Annotated in this window: 14 protein-coding genes; 7 read left to right on the top strand and 7 right to left on the bottom strand. The window is 70.3% G+C overall.

The genetic code is table 11. From position 1 onward, the window contains the following. Positions 1-129 precede the first annotated feature (129 nt). Positions 130-2,169, top strand: coding sequence for a S53 family peptidase (locus VG296_RS32290; RefSeq protein ID WP_325572316.1), 2,040 nt, complete (start codon positions 130-132; stop codon positions 2,167-2,169). A gap of 63 nt (positions 2,170-2,232) precedes the next feature. Here VG296_RS32290 and VG296_RS32285 read toward each other — a convergent pair whose 3' ends face one another. Together VG296_RS32285 and VG296_RS32280 are read right to left on the bottom strand one after the other, a co-directional pair. Continuing rightward, complete coding sequence (locus tag VG296_RS32285) at positions 2,233-3,792, bottom strand: protein kinase domain-containing protein (protein WP_325572315.1); 1,560 nt, start codon at positions 3,790-3,792, stop codon at positions 2,233-2,235. Between the two features lie 149 nt (positions 3,793-3,941). Then, positions 3,942-5,291 (bottom strand): pyridoxal phosphate-dependent decarboxylase family protein, encoded by a 1,350-nt coding sequence (locus VG296_RS32280; protein ID WP_349259787.1) that lies wholly within the window; start codon positions 5,289-5,291, stop codon positions 3,942-3,944. 87 nt (positions 5,292-5,378) lie between these two features. On the opposite strand from VG296_RS32280, the gene VG296_RS32275 reads away from it, so the two are divergent. Both VG296_RS32275 and VG296_RS32270 read left to right on the top strand, forming a co-directional pair. Further along, a complete protein-coding gene (locus VG296_RS32275) occupies positions 5,379-5,828 on the top strand; it encodes a (deoxy)nucleoside triphosphate pyrophosphohydrolase (RefSeq protein ID WP_325572313.1) in 450 nt (149 codons plus the stop codon). A gap of 87 nt (positions 5,829-5,915) precedes the next feature. Then, entirely contained in the window at positions 5,916-6,989 is a 1,074-nt protein-coding gene (locus VG296_RS32270; protein ID WP_325572312.1) for an ATP-binding SpoIIE family protein phosphatase, read from the top strand. A 56-nt stretch (positions 6,990-7,045) separates the two neighbouring features. Here VG296_RS32270 and glgP read toward each other — a convergent pair whose 3' ends face one another. Continuing rightward, on the bottom strand, positions 7,046-9,628 hold the full coding sequence (gene glgP, locus VG296_RS32265) for an alpha-glucan family phosphorylase (protein WP_325572311.1): 2,583 nt from the start codon (positions 9,626-9,628) through the stop codon (positions 7,046-7,048). Between the two features lie 155 nt (positions 9,629-9,783). Here glgP and VG296_RS32260 point away from each other — a divergent pair, with 155 nt between their 5' ends. The 3 genes from VG296_RS32260 to VG296_RS32250 all read left to right on the top strand — a co-directional run bounded on the left by VG296_RS32260 (position 9,784) and on the right by VG296_RS32250 (position 15,215). Further along, positions 9,784-11,781: an alpha-1,4-glucan--maltose-1-phosphate maltosyltransferase gene (locus VG296_RS32260; protein WP_325572310.1), complete on the top strand. Its 1,998-nt coding sequence runs from the start codon at positions 9,784-9,786 to the stop codon at positions 11,779-11,781. 70 nt (positions 11,782-11,851) lie between these two features. Then, a complete protein-coding gene (gene treS / locus VG296_RS32255; protein ID WP_325572309.1) occupies positions 11,852-13,564 on the top strand; it encodes a maltose alpha-D-glucosyltransferase in 1,713 nt (570 codons plus the stop codon). 82 nt (positions 13,565-13,646) lie between these two features. Then, positions 13,647-15,215 (top strand): maltokinase N-terminal cap-like domain-containing protein, encoded by a 1,569-nt coding sequence (locus VG296_RS32250; RefSeq protein WP_325572308.1) that lies wholly within the window; start codon positions 13,647-13,649, stop codon positions 15,213-15,215. Positions 15,216-15,458: 243 nt separating this feature from the next. Here VG296_RS32250 and VG296_RS32245 read toward each other — a convergent pair whose 3' ends face one another. The 4 genes from VG296_RS32245 to VG296_RS32230 all read right to left on the bottom strand — a co-directional run bounded on the left by VG296_RS32245 (position 15,459) and on the right by VG296_RS32230 (position 18,723). Beyond that, a complete protein-coding gene (locus tag VG296_RS32245) occupies positions 15,459-16,253 on the bottom strand; it encodes a class I SAM-dependent methyltransferase (RefSeq protein WP_325572307.1) in 795 nt (264 codons plus the stop codon). 20 nt (positions 16,254-16,273) lie between these two features. Further along, positions 16,274-16,876: an AAA family ATPase gene (locus VG296_RS32240; RefSeq protein ID WP_349259786.1), complete on the bottom strand. Its 603-nt coding sequence runs from the start codon at positions 16,874-16,876 to the stop codon at positions 16,274-16,276. Between the two features lie 37 nt (positions 16,877-16,913). Further along, positions 16,914-17,678 (bottom strand): class I SAM-dependent methyltransferase, encoded by a 765-nt coding sequence (locus VG296_RS32235; protein WP_325572305.1) that lies wholly within the window; start codon positions 17,676-17,678, stop codon positions 16,914-16,916. An 82-nt stretch (positions 17,679-17,760) separates the two neighbouring features. Then, the gene (locus tag VG296_RS32230; RefSeq protein WP_349259785.1) at positions 17,761-18,723 is read right to left on the bottom strand and encodes an undecaprenyl-diphosphate phosphatase; all 963 of its coding nucleotides are present in this window, start codon (positions 18,721-18,723) and stop codon (positions 17,761-17,763) included. A 142-nt stretch (positions 18,724-18,865) separates the two neighbouring features. On the opposite strand from VG296_RS32230, the gene VG296_RS32225 reads away from it, so the two are divergent. Continuing rightward, positions 18,866-19,561: an RraA family protein gene (locus VG296_RS32225; RefSeq protein WP_325572303.1), complete on the top strand. Its 696-nt coding sequence runs from the start codon at positions 18,866-18,868 to the stop codon at positions 19,559-19,561. The last annotated feature ends 1 nt before the right edge of the window (position 19,562 follow it).

The raw sequence follows: 19,562 nt of genomic DNA, 5'->3' as shown, positions 1-19,562 counted from the left end.
TGTGATCGTGCGGCTCTTGTCACGCGCCGGGTGGGAGAGTACTAACTCCAGGTAGTACTTTCCGCCTGCCCGGCGATCTCGTGCTACCCGCAGACCGCTCGGGCCATCCTGGGGAAGGACCCACGAAGTATGGCCCCTGAGATATCTCGCGCGCGCGTGCGCCGACGGCGGTTGTGCGCCGCCTCGCTCGCCGCGGCAGCGCTGACCGGCTCGTTCGTCACGGCGACCGCGGCTTCGGCGACGACGGGCGCGGCTGCCGCGACCGCGAGCGTCGCCGGCACGGCGCCCACCTGGGCTACTCGATCCGCCGATCGCGGAGCGGTGGCCGCCGGGAGTTCGGTCACCTCCACCGTCTACCTGGCGAGCCAGGACCAGGCAGGGCTGGAGGCCTACGCCGCCGCCGTCTCCACGCCCGGGAACGCGCTCTACCACCGCTATCTGAGCACCAGCCAGTTCCAGAGCCGCTACGGCACGACGACGGCGCAGGTCACGGCAGTCGAGTCGTGGCTGCGGTCGGCGGGGCTGCACGCGGTCTCCGCCGACGGCCACTCCGTCGAGGTCTCCGGCACGGCCGCGCAGACCGAGGCGGCGTACGGCACGTCACTGCACTCCTACGCGGTGAAGGGCAAGACCTACCGCGCGCCCTCGTCGGACGCGAAGGTGCCGTCCTCGATCGCCGCGGACGTGCTGACCATCGACGGTCTGAGCAGCATGTCCACGATCATGAAGCCGTCCAGCCTGGTCAGCACCGCGCAGGTGGAGACTCAGATCACCGGGCAGAAGCCGACGATGACGAAGAGCGCTGACGGCGCGTACTACGTCGGACAGACTCCGTGTTCCAGCTACTACGGCCAGGCCAAGGACACCAACGCCCCGGCCGAGAACGGGACCAAGGACAACCCGTACGTCGTGTGCGGGTACGTCCCGAGCCAGCTGCGCAGCGCGTACGGCGTCGGCGGTGTGAACGGCCGCGGCGTGACGGTTGCGATCATCGACGCCTATGGCAGCGGCGACATCCTCTCCGACGCCAACATGTACGCGGTCAACCAGGGCGACCAGGCGTTCAAGTCCGGCCAGTTCCTCGACACCGAGACCCCGTCCCTGTGGACCGCGCAGAGCGCGTGCGGCGGAGCGGCCGGCTGGTCGCCCGAGGAGCACATCGACGTCGAGTCCGTGCACGCGATGGCCCCCGGCGCGACCGTGCACTACTACGCCTCCAACTCCTGCAACGACTCCGACATGCTCGCCGCGCTGCAGCAGATCGTGGACACGCACTCGGCCGACATCGTCTCCAACTCCTGGGGCGAGCCCGTCTTCTCCACCACCGGCAATCTGGCGGCGACGGTGATGGCCGAGTACGACCAGGTGCTGATGCAGGCCGCGGCCGAGGGCATCGAGATGAACTTCTCGTCCGGCGACTGCGGCGCGGAGATCCCGACCACCGGCTGCGGCACGAACGACACCTCGTCGCAGCCGCAGACCGACTGGCCGTCCTCGTCCGCGTGGGCGACCTCGGTCGGCGGCACCAGCGTCGCGATCGGCAAGCACGGCCAGGCGGAGTGGAACACGGCCTGGGGCACCGACATCTTCCTCAACGAGAGCACCGGCTGGACCGAGTACGGCTGGTACTTCGGTGGCGGCGGTGGCACCAGCGCGACGGTGGCCCAGCCGTGGTACCAGCGGTGGGTCGTGCCGAACTCGCTGGCCACGACGCTGCCGACCGGCGTCACCACCAGTACGAAGATGCGCGTCACGCCCGACGTGTCGATGGACGCCGACCCGTACACCGGCTTCCTGGTCGGCCAGACGCAGCAACTGCCCGACGGCAGCACCGGCTACGGCGAGTCCGCCTGGGGCGGCACCAGCCTGGCCAGCCCGCTGTTCGCCGGTCTGCAGGCGGACGCGATGGAACTGCAGGGCTACCAGCCGATCGGCTTCGCCAACCCGGCGATCTACGCGCGGTCCGGCAGCTTCGCGTACGACGACGTGACGGGCAATGGCCCGGGCACCAAGGCGTACAACGACATGCCGACCTCGGACGGCACCGGCACCGCGTACGCGGTCACCTTCGGCGACACGCAGATCCTCGCGGCCACCCGCGGGTACGACGACGTCACCGGCGTCGGCACGCCGAACCCGTTGTACCTCTGGTCGCACCTGATCTGGTAGCGGAGCACGGATGAAACGCGATGGCCGTCCCCGGCGGGGACGGCCATCGCGCTGTCTCCGAGCTCAGGACGAGGTGGCGTGGGTGACCGCGAAGACGATCAGCAGGATCCAGCCGAGGAGGCCGACGAGGCTGACGATCAGTCCGGCCTTGGAGGTGCCCGAGGGCTGGCCCTGGCCGGCCCGGGAGAGCCCGATGCCGCTGAAGATGATGCCGAAGATCAGCAGGCAGGGCAGGAACAGGCCGATGATGCCGAGCGTGAGCCCGGCGGTGCCCATCCCGTTGCTCTGCGGGTACTGCGGCTGCGGTGCCTGCGGGTAGCGGTAGCCGGTGCCCTGCGGCGCGGTGCCGGGCCGCGGGCCGTACGAGCCGCCCTGCTGCGGCGGGAACGGACGCTGCTGGGGCTGCGGCGGCACGGGCGTCTGCCGCGGCGGGGTCTGCGGGTAGCCCTGCGGCTGCTGGAACATCTGCTGCGGCGGGCCTAACGGCCGATTCGGCTGGCTGTTCGGCGGCGCGAACGTCGGGTTCCGCGGATTCGACGGATTCGACGGATTCGAGGGCGGCCCGAACTGGTTGTGCGGACTCGAGGAGACCGGCGGCGGGCCGAACGTCGGATTCTGCGGGTTCGAGGGGTGCGACGGCGGACCCGACTGCGGCTGCGGGAACGGCGGCGCGAAGGTCGGCGCCTGCGGCTGCTGCGGCCCGGGCGGCGGCAGCCTGTCGAACGCGGCCGACGCCGTGGTCAGCGCCTCAGTGGCCTGAGTCAGGATCTCCTGCGTCACGTTCCCGGGCAGCCAGCCGGGCGCCGGCTTCTCGCCGGGCTCGAGCTCGAGCTCGGCCACCAGTTCCGCGGCCGAGGGGCGGGAGCCGGGTTCCCGCGACAGCGCGTGCGAGACCGGCACCGCGATCGCGTCCGCGAGGTCCGGAGCGACGGTCGGGCCGACGGCGAGCGCCCGCGCGTACAGCTCCTGCGCGCCGCCGCGGCCGTACGGGCCCGCCGCGGTCGCCGCGTAGTGCAGGATCGCGCCGAGCGAGAACACGTCGGAGGCCGGCCCGAACTCGCCGGTGACCAGCTGCTCCGGCGCCATGTACGGCGGCGAACCGGCGACCATGCCGGTCTTCGTCAGCCCCTCGTCGCCGACGCCGCGCGCGATGCCGAAGTCGATCACCTTCGGGCCCTGCGCGGTCAGCAGCACGTTGCCCGGCTTGAGGTCCCGGTGCACCAGGCCTACGGCGTGGATCGCGGCGACCGCGCGGGAGACGCAGACCCCGAGCATCCGCACCGAGTCGGCGGACATCGGCCCGTACTTGCGCACCGCGTCCTCGACCGAGATGCCCGGCACGTACGCGGTGGCCAGCCACGGCACCGCCGCGGCCGGGTCGGCGAGCACGACCTCGGCGATGTACTCGTCGCGCACCCGCAGCGCCGCGTTGACCTCCTGCGTGAAGCGGGTGCGGAACTCCGGATCGGCCGCCAGTTCCCCGTGAATCGTCTTGACCGCCGCGTGCCGCCCCGAGCCCTCGTCCCGCCCCAGGTACACCCGGCCCATGCCGCCCCGGCCGAGCCGCGCCACGAGGCGGAACGGGCCTATCCGGGCCGGATCCTGCGCGGTCAATGCTTCCATGAGATCCCCAACCCACGACAAAGATTCGGGGCCCATTGAATCGACACCGGGGCACGCCGCGCAAGTCGCCGCCCGGCATATCAATATTCTTGTGTGGCTGCCCGCGTCGGGACACTCCGGCGCCGCGCTCTAGTCAGAGTCCTGATTCCTCACGCCATCGTGGCCAGGATCTCCTCGACGGTGCCGAGCGTGGTGTGCGGGTGCAGGAAGGCGAAGCGGCCCACCGTCTCGCCCTCCCAGCCGGTCGGGGTGACGAAGGCGATCTGGCCGGCGAGCAGGCGGTCGGACCAGGCCTGGTAGTCCTCGGCGCTCCAGCCCTTGCGGCGGAACAGGACCGAGGACAGCTCGGGCTCGCGGATCAGCTCGAGTTCCGGGTGGCGGCGGATCAGCTGCGCGGACTCGCGGGCCAGGGTGAGCGCCGCCTCGATGGCCTGCGCGTAGGCGTCGGTGCCGTGCACGGCCAGCGAGAACCAGAGCGGAAGGCCGCGGGCCCGGCGGGTCAGGTGGTACGCGTAGTCGGTCGGGTTCCACTCGTCCGGGGTGTCCATGTGGATCACGTCGAGGTACGACGCGTCCTGGGTGTGCACCGCCTTCGCGAGCTTCGGGTTCTTATACACCAGCGCCGCGCAGTCGAAGGGGGCGAAGAGCCACTTGTGCGGGTCCACCACGAACGAGTCGGCGTGTTCGATGCCGTCGTATCGGGCGCGCACGCTCGGCGCGAACAGGCCGGCGCCGCCGTACGCGCCGTCGACGTGGAACCAGAGGTCCCGCTCCTTGGCGATCTCGGCGACGCCCTCGAGGTCGTCGATGATGCCGGCGTTGGTGGTGCCCGCGGTGGCGACGACGCCGATCACCGGGATGCCGCTGTCGTCCGCCGCCAGGGTCGCGCGCAGGTTCGCGCCGGTCAGCCGGTGGTCGTCGCTCGGCACCACGAGAGGCTCCACGCCGATGATCCGCAGCGTGTTGCCGATGGACGAGTGCGCCTGGTCGCTCACCGCGATCCGCACCGGGTCGTAGGGGCCCAGGCCCAGCCGCGTCCTGGCCGTGTCGCGGGCCACGACGAGCGCCGAGAGGTTGCCGGCCGAGCCGCCGGTGACGAAGCAGCCGCCCGCCTCCGCGCCCATCCCGGCCATATCCGCGATCAGTCGCAGCACCTGGTTCTCCGCGGCGATCGCGCCCGAGGCCTCCAGCCAGGAGATGCCCTGCAGCGACGCGCAGGAGACGACCATGTCGAACAGCAGCGCGGCCTTCGTCGGCGCGGCGGGGATGAAGGACAGGAACCGCGGGCTGTCGCAGGAGATCACCGCCTGGGACAGGTGGTCGTCGTACACGGACAGCACCCGCCGCGGGTCGTGCCCGGCCGGGCCGATCAGCCCGGCCAGCACCGATTCCAGCTTGTCCTTGCGGCCCGGATGGTCCAGTGGGACCGGGTCGAGCTGGAGCCGCTCGCGCATGTAGTCGAAGATCAGGTCGGCGAGTTCGGCGTCGTAAGCGTGCATGCTGGGCATGAACCCCAGTATCTCCGCCCTCATGAACCCCGCCGCAACTCGCGAGCTGTAATCGGTTCGGCCGCGGAGCCTGGCACCATGGAGCTCATGACCGAGCCGCAGTCGCCGCGTGAACCGCTCATCCCCGTCGTCGCCGCCGTGATCGAGCGCGACGGACGCTTCCTCGGCGCCCGCCGCACCGAGCCGGAGTCGTTCAAGGGGCTGTGGGAGTTCCCCGGCGGCAAGGTCGAGCCGGGTGAGGACGACGTGGCCGCGCTGATCCGGGAGTGCCTCGAGGAGCTCGGGGTGGAGATCGCGGTGGGCGAACCGGTCGGCCCCGAGTACCTCTCGCCGAACGGCCGCTACCTGGTGCGCACGTACCGGGCCGAACTGCTCTCCGGCGAACCCGCGCCGATCGAGAGCCACGACGAGGTGCGCTGGTTCACGGCCGGAACGCCCGAGGTGCGCGAGGTGCCCTGGCTCGAGGGAGACTACGTGATCCTCGATGCGCTCGACGCTGAAGTGGTCCCCGGGACCCGGGTGGCGTAAAACACGTCGAAAGTCCTATTAAACGGGTTGTCTCGGGGGATGAGGAGGGTGTAAGGCTCGTCCCGAACGACCCCAGGATCCGCTCCTATGCCCAGCACCTCCTCGGCACCCGAGGTGGCCGGAGTGCGCGTCGCGTACCGGCGCCGCACCGGCCTGACCGGGGCGAAAGGCGGCGACTGGGCGGATTCGCTGGGTCTGCCCGGCAATCGGCTGGTGCTCGTGGTGGGCGACGTGCTCGGCGGGGACCTGCCCACGCCACCCTCGGTGGCCGACCAGTTCCGCAGTGCGACGAGAGTGCTGACCCAGATGGATCTCAGCCCGGCGCAGGTGCTGCATCGGCTCGACGTGCTCGCCGCATCCCTCGGGGACGAATACACCAGCACCTGTGTGTACGTCAGCTGCGACCTGTCCGACGGCACCGCGGTGTTCGCCTCCGCCGGACACCTGCCGCCGCTGCTGCGCACGCCCTACGACCCGGCGTACCGCGTCGCGCTGCCGATCGGCCCGCCACTCGGTGTCGGCGGCGGCGAGTTCGAGGAGCGGCAGTGCACGATCCCGCCGGGCTCGCTGCTCGCGCTCTACACCGACGGGCTGCTCGGACACGCGCTCGGCGAGGACGCCGACGGCGCGATCGCCGAACTCGGACGGCTGCTCGACAAGGCCGAGGACGTTCCCGACGAGCAGTTGGACCAGACCTGCGAGCACATCAGCCACACGATGCTCGGGAACGGCGAGCACACCGGCGACGCCACCCTCGTGCTCGCCAAGCTGGGCCGGCTGCCGGAGGCCGATGCCGCCGCGTGGACCCTCACCGCCCGGCCCACCGCCGTGGCCCAAGCCAGAGACCTGATCCGGGACCGGCTGCTCGCCTGGGGTCTGCAAGGACTCGCCGACGTGGTCGAACTGCTGGTCAGTGAGCTGGTGACGAACGCGCTGCGATACGGCATCGCGCCCTTCGGGCTGCGGATGACCCGCGACTCCGCGAACGTCATGATCGAGGTCTCCGACGGCAACCCGACGGTGCCGCGGCTGCGCAACGTCCAGGTCGGCGACGAGGGCGGCCGCGGCCTGCACCTGGTGGACGAGCTCTCGACGGACTGGGGAGTGCGCAGCCACCCCCAGGGCAAGACCGTCTGGTTCACCCTGGGGATAGCCAACTGACCGAGCGACTGACGGCGGCTCAGCTCGCCTCGGTTCCGATCGAGAGCCCGACCGAATCAGCCCGAGTACGGCAGCGCCGCCAGGCCCATCTCCGCGGGGGAGGAGAGCAGCCGGTGCTGCGGCACGGCCCGGACCGTGTAGCCGAACGGCCCGGACTGCTCGAGGTCGATCACGCCCTCGTAGCGGTTCCGGCCGATCTCGTCCACGCCCAGGTGGGTGAGCTGCGCGATCGAGGACGAGCGCAGCTGGTCGTCCTCGTCCACCCGGCCGAACACGGCCTGCACCTGCACCTCGTCCGGGGCCAGCTCGCCGATCTGCACCAGCGCCCTGATCCGCAGCCCGCCGCCGAGCCTCGGCCGGCGGCCGCCCTCGCCAGCGTCGTCCGGCTCGGCGTCCACGTGCTCGATCGCCACGTGCGGCCACATCCGGCGCACCCTGGTCGTCCAGGCGGCGAGCTCCCGCGAGCCGGCGTAGTCCTCGGCCGCCGCGGCCCGGCTGGAGCGCGCGGCGGGCTCGTAGAGCCGCTGCACGTAGTCCTGCACCATCCGGCCGGCCAGCACCTTCGGGCCGAGGCTGGTCAGCGTGTGCCGCACCATCTCGATCCAGCGGGTCGGCAGTCCGGCCGCGTCCCGGTCGTAGAAGCGGCGGGCCACCGAGTGCTCGATCAGGTCGTAGAGCGCCGACGCCTCCAGCTCGTCACGCCGGTCCGGGTCCTCCACGCCGTCCGCGGTCGGGATCGCCCAGCCGTTCTCGCCGTCGTACCACTCGTCCCACCAGCCGTCCTTGATCGACAGGTTGAGACCGCCGTTCAGCGCCGACTTCATGCCCGAGGTGCCGCAGGCCTCCAGCGGGCGCAGCGGGTTGTTCAGCCACACGTCGCAGCCGGGCAGCAGGGTCTGCGCCATGGCCATGTCGTAGTTCGGCAGGAAGGCGATGCGGTGGCGCACCCGCGCGTCGTCCGCGAAGCGGACCAGTTCCTGCACGAGCCGCTTGCCGCCGTCGTCCGCCGGGTGCGCCTTGCCCGCGATGACCAGCTGTACCGGCCGGTCCGGGTCGGTCAGCAGCCGGATCAGCCGCTCCCGGTCGCGCAGCATCAGCGTCAGCCGCTTGTACGAGGGCACCCGCCGGGCGAAGCCGATGGTCAGCGCGTTCGGGTCGAGCAGCGAGCCGGTCCAGCCCAGTTCGGCGGCCGAGGCGCCACGGGAGAGCCAGGACTCGTACACCCGGCGCCGGGCCTCGCCGACCAGTTCGGCGCGCAGCCGGTTGCGGATCTCCCAGATCGTCTTGTCCGGGATCCGGCCGACCGCCTCGAACGGCGCCTTCATCGCCTCCGGGCCGAGTTCGCGCTCGATCAGCTCGGTGACCAGCGGATGCACCCAGGTCATCGCGTGCACGCCGTTGGTGATCGAGGTGATCGGCACCTCCGGCTCGTCGAAGCCCGGCCACAGCCCGCCGAACATGCCCCGGGAGACCTCGCCGTGCAGCACGGACACGCCGTTGGCCCGCTGCGCGAGCCGCAGGCCCATCACCGCCATGTTGAAGCAGCCGGGGTCGCCGCCGGGGAAGGTCTCGGCGCCGAGCGCCAGCACCCGCTGCACCGGCACGCCCGGGTTGCCGTTCTCGCCGCCGAAGTGCTCGGCGATCAGGTCCTTCGCGAAGCGGTCGATGCCCGCGGGCACCGGGGTGTGCGTGGTGAACAGCGTTCCGGCGCGCACCGCGGCCAGCGCCTCGTCGAAGTCCAGCGAGCGGTCCTCGACCAGCTCGCGGATCCGCTCCACGCCGAGGAACCCGGCGTGCCCCTCGTTGGTGTGGAAGACCTCGGGCTCCGGCGTGCCGGTGATCGCGCAGTACGCGCGGACCGCCCGGATGCCGCCGATGCCCAGCAGCATCTCCTGGTGCAGCCGGTGCTCGGGGGAGCCGCCGTAGAGTCGGTCGGTCACGTCGCGGCCGCCGTCCGCGTTCTCCTCGATGTCCGTGTCCAGCAGCAGCAGCGGCACCCGGCCGACCTTGGCCAGCCAGACCTGGGCGACCAGTTCGCGCAGCGAGGGCAGGCCGATGGTCACCCGTACGGCCGCGCCCTCGGCGTCCCGCAGCTTGGTCAGCGGCAGGTTGTCCGGATCCAGCAGCGGATAGGTCTCCAACTGCCAGCCGTCCCTGGACAGCGACTGGCGGAAGTAGCCGCGCTTGTACAGCAGGCCCACCCCGATCACCGGAACGCCCAGGTCGGACGCGGCCTTCAGGTGGTCGCCGGCCAGGATGCCGAGTCCGCCGGAGTACTGCGGCAGCACAGCGGTGAGGCCGTACTCCGGGGAGAAGTACGCGATCGCGTGCGGCGGGTCGTCAAGGGTCTGATACCACTTGGGCTTGGTCAGGTAGTCGCGCAGGTCCTCCGCGGCCGCCGCGACCCGGGCGGTGAAGTGCCCGTCCGCGGCCAGTTGCGCGAAGCGCTCGGTGCCCACCGAGCCGAGGAGCCGGACGGGGTCGTGATGGGCCCGATCCCACTGCTCTGGATCGATCGCCTCGAACAGCGCCCTCGTCGGCTCGTGCCAGGACCAGCGAAGGTTCATCGCCAGTCCGGTCAGCGCGGAGAGGGGTTCGGGCAGGACTGTGCGCACCGTCAGGCGCCGGATCGCCTTCATGCTGATCGAGCCTAGCCGCAGCGCCGCCCGCACGTACAGCGACCGCCAACATGCGAGAGCCATTCGGTGCCGGCCGCGTCCACATGTGACGAAGACACCAGACGTTCGGCCCCCTGCGGTAGTACGGTCGGCCGGATTCGGATAGAACTTAAAGTGTGATCGGACGCATCCCGCTACTCGATGTCCAGCCTCGAGTCCTCGACGGCGCCCGCCCGGCCAAGGCCGTTCCCCGCGAGCGCTTCCCCGTCTCAGCCACCGTCTTCCGCGAGGGCCACGACGCCGTGGCCGCGAACGTCGTGCTCACCGATCCGGAGGGGAGACCGGACGGCTGGCACCGGATGCACGAGGGGGCGCCGGGGACCGACCGGTACGAGGCCTGGGTGCAGGCGGACCGGCCGGGGGAGTGGACCTTCCACGTGGAGGCCTGGGACGACCCGGTGGCCACCTGGTACCACGTCGCCCGCGCCAAGATCCCGGCCGGGCAGGACATCGAGGTCGTCTTCGCCGACGGCGCGACCCTGCTCGAGCGGGCGGCGACGGCCGAAACTGTGATTCCGGTCACACCCGAGCAAGAGGTCGAATACCCCGGCCGGGACCTGCTCCTGGAGACCGCCGCGCAGCTGCGCGACGAGAATGCGAGCCCTGAGGCCCGGCTGGCGCTGGCCGACAGCCCGGCGGTGCACGAGGCGTTGTCCGTCCGTCCGCTGCGCGAGCACGTCACCGCGAGCGAGCCGCTGCCGCTGCGGGTGGACCGGGAGCGGGCGCTGTACGGGTCCTGGTACGAGTTCTTCCCGCGCTCCGAGGGCGCCCGGATCGACCCGCTGGGCCTGCGTCCGCCCCGCTCCGGCACCTTCCGCAGCGCGGCCGAGCGGCTGCCCGGGATCGCCGCCATGGGCTTCGACGTGGTCTACCTGCCGCCGGTCCACCCGATCGGCACGACCTTCCGCAAGGGCGCGGGCAACTCGCTGGTGGCCGGCGAGTTCGACCCGGGATCGCCCTGGGCCATCGGCTCCCCGGAGGGCGGCCACGACGCCGTCAACCCGGAGCTCGGCACCATCAAGGACTTCGACTACTTCGTCGAGCGCGCCACCGGGCTCGGCCTGGAGGTCGCCCTCGACTTCGCGCTGCAGTGCTCGCCGGACCACCCGTGGGTGGAGAAGCACCCGAAGTGGTTCAGGCACCGCTCGGACGGCACCATCGCGTACGCCGAGAACCCGCCGAAGAAGTATCAGGACATCTACCCGGTCTACTTCGACGCGGACCTGCCCGGCCTGATCGACGAGTGCGAGCGGGTGCTGCGCTTCTGGATGGAGCACGGCGTGCGGATCTTCCGGGTGGACAACCCGCACACCAAGCCGGTCGCGTTCTGGGAGGTGCTGCTCGAGCGGATCCACGCGAGCGACCCGGACGTGCTCTTCCTCGCCGAGGCCTTCACCCGTCCGGCGATGATGCACACCCTCGCGGCGATCGGCTTCCACCAGTCGTACACGTACTTCACCTGGCGCAACACCAAGGACGAACTCGAGGACTACCTGCGGGAACTGTCCACGCGGAGCGCGCCGTTGCTGCGCCCGAACTTCTTCGTGAACACCCCGGACATCCTGCCCGTGTACCTCCAGCAGGGCGGTCGTCCGGCCTTCGAGATCCGCGCTATCCTCGCCGCGACGCTCGCACCGACGTGGGGGGTCTACTCTGGATACGAGCTGTGCGAGAACCTGCCCGCGGCCCCGGGCAGCGAGGAGTACCTGGACTCGGAGAAGTACCAGCTGAGACCTCGTGACTGGGCCGCGGCGGAGGCCGAAGGTAGGTCCTTGGCTCCTCTGCTCACCAGGCTCAACACCCTCCGACGTAACCATCGTGCCCTACAAGGGTTGCGGAATCTGCATTTCCATCACACGGACAACGATGCTGTGCTGTGCTTCTCCAAGCGGGACCAGGAGGGCGACACGGTGATCATCGTCGTCAACCTCGATCCGCACACCACGCGGGAGGCCACGGTCCATCTCGACCTTCCCGCACTCGGCCTCGGTTGGACGGACCGCTTCGTCGTGCACGACGAGCTAGGCGGCGGCGTGTTCCACTGGGGACGGGAAAACTACATCCGCCTCGACCCTCACGAGAACCCCGCACACCTGCTGACCCTCCGGCGTTGACTCGGGCAGCGGTGGGGGTGCTCATCCACCTGGCACCGCAGAGTGCTCCTCCTGAAGCCAAGGAGTGACCGTGATCGTCAACGAGCCCGTCTCCGACAGCCCGCTCGACCTACCCAAGAGCGAGCGCGACCCGGATTGGTTCAAGCGCGCCGTCTTCTACGAAGTACTGGTGCGCTCCTTCCAGGACGCCAACGGCGACGGCACCGGCGATTTGAAGGGCCTGACCTCGCGCCTGGACTATCTCCAGTGGCTGGGCATCGACTGCATCTGGCTCCCCCCGTTCTTCAAATCCCCGCTGCGCGACGGGGGCTACGACGTGGCCGACTACACCGGCGTGCTGCCCGAGTTCGGTGACCTCGGCGACTTCGTGGAATTCGTCGAGCAGGCGCACCTGCGCGGCATCCGCGTGGTCATCGACTTCGTGATGAACCACACCAGCGACCAGCATCCCTGGTTCCAGGCCTCGCGGACCGACCCGCAGGGTCCGTACGGGGACTTCTACACCTGGGCCGACGACGACAAGCAGTTCGCCGACGCGCGGATCATCTTCGTCGACACCGAGACCTCGAACTGGACCTTCGACCCGATCCGCAAGCAGTACTACTGGCACCGGTTCTTCTCGCACCAGCCGGACCTGAACTACGAGAACCCGCGGGTGCAGGAGGAGATCCTGGGCTCGCTGCGGTTCTGGCTGGACCTCGGCATCGACGGCTTCCGGCTCGACGCGGTCCCGTACCTCTACCAGCGCGAGGGCACCAACTGCGAGAACCTGCCGGAGACGCACGCGTTCCTCAAGCGGGTGCGCAAGATGGTGGACAGCGAGTACCCGGACCGGGTGCTGCTGGCCGAGGCGAACCAGTGGCCGAGCGACGTGGTCGACTACTTCGGCGACCCGGCCGTCGGCGGCGACGAATGCCACATGGCCTTCCACTTCCCGGTCATGCCGCGCATCTTCATGGCCGTGCGCCGCGAATCGCGCTACCCGGTCTCGGAGATCCTGGCCCAGACCCCGGCGATCCCGAAGAACACCCAGTGGGGCATCTTCCTGCGCAACCACGACGAGCTCACGCTCGAGATGGTCACGGACGAAGAGCGCGACTACATGTACTCGGAGTACGCCAAGGACCCGAGGATGAAGGCCAACGTCGGCATCCGGCGACGGCTGGCCCCGCTGCTGGACAACGACCGCCGCCAGATCGAGCTGTTCAACGCGCTGCTGCTGTCGCTGCCCGGCAGCCCGGTGCTTTACTACGGCGACGAGATCGCGATGGGCGACAACATCTGGCTCGGCGACCGCGACGGCGTCCGTACGCCGATGCAGTGGACCCCGGACCGGAACGCGGGCTTCAGCCAGTGCGATCCGGGCCGGCTCTACCTGCCGGCGATCATGGACCCGGTCTTCGGCTACCAGTCGACGAATGTCGAGGCCGCGACCCGGAACTCCTCGTCGCTGCTGCACTGGACCAAGAGGATGATCGAGGTCCGCAAGCAGAATCCGGCATTCGGACTAGGCACGTACACCGAGCTGGGGTCCACGAACCCCTCGGTCTTCGCCTTCATGCGGGAGCTGCGCGGGGCCGACCCTTCGCAGGACGACCTGGTCCTTTGCGTGATGAACTTCTCCCGCTTCGCCCAGCCCACCGAGCTCGACCTGCGTGAATACCAGAACATCGAACCCGTTGAGCTGCTGGGGGGCGTACGCTTCCCGAAGATCGGAGAATTGTCCTATCTGTTGACACTGGGAGGTTACGGGTTCTACTGGTTCAGATTGCAGCGTCCCTAGCGGGTAATAGGAGACGTAAACGGCTCCGGAGCATCCGGCGTCGGTGCACGCGCCCCCTTGGGCAGAAAGGGAGTCGCTGACCATGACCTCGATCGTCGACCACGTCCACCTCGCACCTGCGAACGGGCTCGATGCCAGGCTGGCCAGGCTGCTGGTCGACTGGCTGCCCCGGCAACGCTGGTACGGGGGCAAGGGCGCGCGCATCGACGCCGAGACCGGGGTCAAGGTATTGGCGCGACTGGACCTGCTGCTCGACCGCGACCCGGGTCTGGCGATGGTCGTGGTGGAGGTGCGCCCCGACGGGCGGGATCCGGAGCGCTACCAGTTGTTCCTGGGGGCCCGGCGCGAGCTGCCCGAGCGGCTCGCGCACGCCGAACTCGGCTCCGTGGCGGACGATCACGGGGCCCAGTGGCACTGCTACGACGCGCTGCACGACCCGGAGCTCGCGGGCTGGCTGCTGGAGCGGCTCGCGGCCGGCGACGTGCTCGGCCCGCTGCGCTTCCACCTGCTGCCAGGACGGCGCGTCGACGACAGTCTCAGGTCCCTGGTGCTCACGGGTGAACAGTCGAACACCTCGGTGATCTACGGGGACAAGCTGATCGCGAAGTTCCTGCGCCGCGCGGTATCCGGGGTGAATCCGGACCTTGAGCTCTCGCTGGCCCTGTCGGACTCCGGCAGCCGCAACATCCCGCAGCCGGTCGGCTGGATCGACCTGGCGCTGGACCTCGACGCCCTGGAGGTCACCCGCCCCGGCCCGTCGCCCCGCGGCGCCGCCGACGACGCCCCGGACACGGACGAGGGCCGGGACGAGAACGGCCGGCCGAGCTTCGAGCGCGGCTCGGGCGGCTACGGGGACTACGGCGGTTCCGAGCCGATCACCGTCGCCATGGTCGCCGAGTTCCTGCCCACCGCCACGGACGGCTGGCTGCTGGCCCAGACGAGCGTGCGCGACCTCTACGCCCAGCCGTCCGGCACCAGCCCGAAGGCGGCCGGCGGCGACTTCGGCCCGGAGGCCCGCCGCCTCGGCAAGGCCACCGCGCGCGTGCACCACGACCTCGCCACCATGCTGCCGACCGGAAGGATGGAGCCGGAGGAGCTGGAACGCGTGGCGCAGGGCATGATCAACCACCTGCGGCACGCCGCGACCCGGGTGCGCGAGCTCGAGCCGTATGTGCCGGCCCTGAGCCGGATACTGGAGGAGCTGGGCCGGATCGACAAGCCCATCCCCACCCAGCGCGTGCACGGCGACTTCCACCTCGGCCAGGTGATGCGCACCGTGAACGGCTGGGTGCTGCTCGACTTCGAGGGCGAGCCGAGCCGCTCCCTCGAGGAGCGCCGCGCGATGCACCCGGCGATCAAGGACGTGGCCGGCATGGCCAGGTCCTTCGACTACGCCGCCCACCACCTCGGCGGCGACCCCGAAGCCGCGCAGGCCTGGGCCGACCGCAACTTCAGCTCCTTCTGCAAGGGCTACGCCGCGATCAGCGGCCACGACCCGCGCGAGCAGGACACCCTGCTCAAGTGCTACGAGATCGACAAGGCCGTCTACGAGGCGGTCTACGAGTCCGCCAACCGCCCGACCTGGCTGCACATCCCCCTCGGCGCCATCCGCCGCCTGGCCGAGAGACAGGGCCGAACCGGCGAGGAGTGACGGAAGCGGCGCGGAGTGACGGCGGCGGTGGCGGGAAGCTTGCGGCTCACCGGGGGAAATGTGGTCGCTTCGCGGCTGTGGCGATAAGGCGGCTCCCGGTCTGCGCTCGGCTCGCTGTCTGGCGGCGGCCTGCGGTCGCCGCCGAAGCTCGCGCTCGTGCCGTGGTCCTCTCGGGCGGGACGTGGCGCGAGCACAAGCACCGTAGGGGTGGTGGGCGACGCGGCAGGCACGCGCGTAACCGAGTCAGGCGCGGGCGGTGAAGATCCAGGTGCGGCGGTATGGGCGGCCGGGGCGGTGGTTGCGGGCCTCGGTGAGCTTCGCGTCGGTGGCGGCGTCGCCGTCCTCGCGGCGGAGTTCGTGCTCGTGGGCCTCCCAGAGGTCGTTGAGGCGATCCCACAGGCCCTTCTCCTCGAGGCGGTCGATCTTGGCCTCGAGTTCGAGGCCCGCGGCGGCGATGCGCTCGTCCCAGGTCGGGCGACCGGGTACGTACAGGGGGTGGCCGGGGAGGTTGCGGCCGCCGGTGAAGACGGCGCGGGCGCCGGGCTTGAGGATGCGGCGCAGTTCACGCAGGGACGCGTCGCGGTCCGGGCCGAAGGACAGTGCGTCCATGATGACGGCGCCGTCCGCGCACTGGTCGGGGAGGCCGGTCTCCGCGAAGGTGCCGACCTGGAAGCGGAACCGGCCTGTGTCGTCGGCGGCCGCGTCTCCGACAGCGGCAGCGGCGGGGAAGAACTCGGGGATCCGTTCGGTGGCGAGCTCGACGGCCTTCGGCGAGATGTCCACGCCGATGAGCCGCGACGAGAAGGCGCGGGCGAGCCAGAGGCCTGTGCCGCCGCGTCCGCAGCCGAGATCGACCAGGAGGTCGTTCGGGCGCAGGCGCAGCCGTTTGACCATCTCGCCGAGCACGGACCACGTGCAACTGCTGGAGGGATCCACCTCGAACGGATAATCGTCGCCGAAGGCCTCGGCGTAGAGGCGGCTCGACAGGCCGCGACCTGCTGCGGCGGCGTGGAAGGTGTCGACGAGTTCGAGGTCCATGGGCGTGTCCTCCCGGAGTGTCAGTCTGCTCGCAGGTGCCGGACCGAGGCGCGGTAGAGCCGCCACCGGGCGCGGACGGGGCCGTCGGTGTCAGGGGCGATCGGCAGTCCGGCCTGCTGGGCGATCGTGTCAGCGACCTCTGACACCGAGCGTCCGTCGGTGGCGATGTGCGTGGCGAACGCGGCCTCGCGCAGCCGGGTCAGGGAGTCGTCCAGGCGGTCGAGGGCCCACTTCTCGTGCTTGAGGCCGAAGCCGAAGCCCCGCCGCCTCAATCGGCGCACGACGGTCTCACGCTCGGCGAGCAGGCAGAAGTGGCGCACGTCGTGGCCGTCCTCCCGCAATCGGCCCACGGTCTCGGCGAAGTACCGCGGATCGGTCAGCGTCATCGGCACGAGGACGGGGCCCGGATGCTCGCGGGCGGCGAGGTCGAGGACTTCGTGGACGCCCTGGCGCCACGCGGCGAGGTCCTGGAAATCGGTGCGCAGACCCGGCGGGAGCATCCGGTGCAGGCCGAAGCCGACGTGCTCGGGGTCGCATACGACGCTGTCGGTGAGCCTGCGCTGCAGCTCGTACGCGGTCGCGGTCTTGCCGCCGCCGAAGGGGCCGTTGATCCAGAGCAGCATGCTGATCGGGACGCGGCCTCGCGGCGGCACGGTTCCGCTACGCACCCGGAAGGCGATAGACGGAGACGTGGGAGGAGGAGTCCGCTGTGAAATCGGAGCGCTGCCAGTCGGCGTGGCGGGACTCGAGTTCGAAGCCCGCGAGTTGGGCCATCAGGTCGAGTTCGGCGGGCCAGATGTAGCGGTGAGGGCTCCGGAACAGGCGCGCCTCGCGTGAGTCGTCCGAGGAGTCGAAGTGGAAGTGGTGGGAGACGACCTGCTGGTTGAGCACGTCGTACGTGTCCAGGCCGACGTAGTCGGGCTCGGAGCGCCAGACCGTGGCCGTTTGGCCGGGCGGGAGCCTGCGTAGTTCGGGGACCCAGAGTTCGATGACGAAGCGGCCGCCGGTGGAGAGGTGGCGGGCGGCGTTGCGGAAGCAGGCGACCTGCTCGGCCTGGGTGAGCAGGTTGGAGATCGTGTTGAAGACGAGGTAGACGAGGCGGTACGTGCCGGGCTCGGCCGCGGTCGCGGTCGTCATGTCTCCGACGACGACCGGGATCTCGCTCTCGTCCGCCTTGGTGCGCAACTGCTTGACCATCGGGCGGGACAGTTCGATGCCGGCGACGGGTACGTCGCGCCGGCGGAGCGGGATGGCTACGCGTCCGGTGCCGATGGCGAACTCCAGTGCCGGTCCGCCCTCGGCGAGTTCGGTGAGCCGGTCCACGGTCGGACCCAGCACTTCGGGGGCGAACATGCCGCTGCCCACGGTGTCGTAGCCCTGGGCGGCCTCGTCGTCCCAGAACACCTCGTTCTCGTCTTGGCGCATGGTTCCGACTATCTCGGGCGCCGCATCAGGCTGTCGATCGAATTTCCGCCGAGGTGCGCGGGAGGAGCTGCACTGAGGCGGCTCAGGCGAAGTAGATCACTGACAGCAGGCCGACGACGCCGCAGTAGATCGCGAAGGGCATCAGCGACTTGTTCTCGAAATACCGCACCAGGAACTTCACCGAGAAGTACGAGGCGAAGAACGCCACGACGGCGCCGGCGAGGGCCGGGCCGCGCCAGTCCGAGAACTGGGTCTGCATCAGGGTGGGCAGCTTGTAGAGGCCGGCCAGCAGGATGACGGGCGTGGCCAGCAGGAAGGCGAAGCGGGCCGCGTCCTCCCGGCTCATGCCCTTGAACAGGCCGGTCACAATCGTCGCGCCGGAGCGGCTCAGGCCGGGGAACAGGCCGGCGATCTCGGCCGCGCCGACCATCATGCCGGTCTTCACGCTCAGCCGGGACAGCCGGACGTCGCTCGCGATGTCCGGCGGCAGTTCCCGTCCGTGCTTGTCCAGTTCGCGCACGGACGTGTCGGAGGACGCGCCGCCGCGGCCGCGCCGACCGCCCTTGTTCTGCTTCGCGGTCAACGCGCGTCCGGGGCCGCGCTCGGCCAGGTACAGCACCAGGCCGTTCAGCATCAGGAACATCCCGGCGTACATCGGTTTGCCGAGCGTGGTCCGCAGCACCTTGTCCAGGATCACGCCGGCGAGGCCGACCGGGATGGTGCTGAAGATCAGCAGCCAGGCCAGCTTCTCGTACGGGGTCCGGATCCGCTTGCGCTTGATCGAGCTGATCAGGCCCTGGATCACCCGCACCCAGTCGTCGCGGAAGAACACCAGCAGCGCCAGCGCGGTGGCCACGTGCAGCGCCACGATCAGCGCCAGGTACGGTGATTTGTCGTTGGTCATGCTCAGGTCGGAGGCCCAGGAGCCGCCGATGAATGCCGGGATCAGCACCGCGTGCCCGAGGCTGGACACCGGGAAGAGCTCCGTGACCCCTTGGACCAGGCCGAGCGCGATCGCCTCGACGTAGTGCTCGACGGAGGTCAGCGAGTTTGAGATCGACGACATGAGCTGTAGCTTAGCCAGTCATCCAGCCTCCGTGGCCGGCCCGGAGATGTCCGTGCTGCTACAAGTCTGTAGCAGTAGGTGTGAGACGGCCCGGCGCGAGCCGCCGTACTACGCTCGCGCCATGACGATCGACTTCGCCGGGCTGTCCACGCCGCTCATCGCCGACGCCTGTGTCCGCCTCGGCGTCCCCGCGTACGTCGCCCCGCTGGGAATCCGGCCGGTGACGCCGTGGACGGAGGTCGCGGGCCGCGTGCTTCCGGTGCGCCACTACGGGAGCGTGGACGTCTTCCTGGAGGCCTTCGCGTCCGCCGAGCCCGGCGACGTGCTCGTGATCGACAACGGCGGACGCGTCGACGAGGCGTGCATCGGCGATCTCGCGGTACTCGAGGCGAAAGCGGCGGGCGTGGCCGGGATCATCGTGTGGGGGCTGCACCGCGACACCGCCGAACTCGCGACGATCGGCGTGCCGGTGTTCAGCTACGGGGCCTTCCCCTTCGGCCCGCTTCGGGTGGACCCGCGTGAGCCGGAAGCCCTGGCCAGCGCGCACGTCGGGCCGCAACTGGTCGGCACGGCGCACGCGGTGTTCGCGGACCGGGACGGGGTGCTGTTCATCTCCCGCGACCGGCTGGGCGAAGTCCTGGAAACCGCCCGCGCGATCAGGGCCACGGAGCACGAGCAGGCGAGGAGGATCTCCACCGGGCAGGCGACGCTGCGTCAGCAGACGCGGTTCGACGACTACCTCTTCCAGCGCGGTCAGAACCCTGACTACACCTTCCGCGCCCACCTGCGCCGGATCGGCGGAGCCGTCGAGGAGTGAG

This window comes from Actinospica sp., from assembly GCF_035552695.1.
Classification (GTDB): Bacteria; Actinomycetota; Actinomycetes; order Streptomycetales; family Catenulisporaceae; genus Actinospica.
This window is presented reverse-complemented; position numbering and strand designations above follow the sequence as displayed.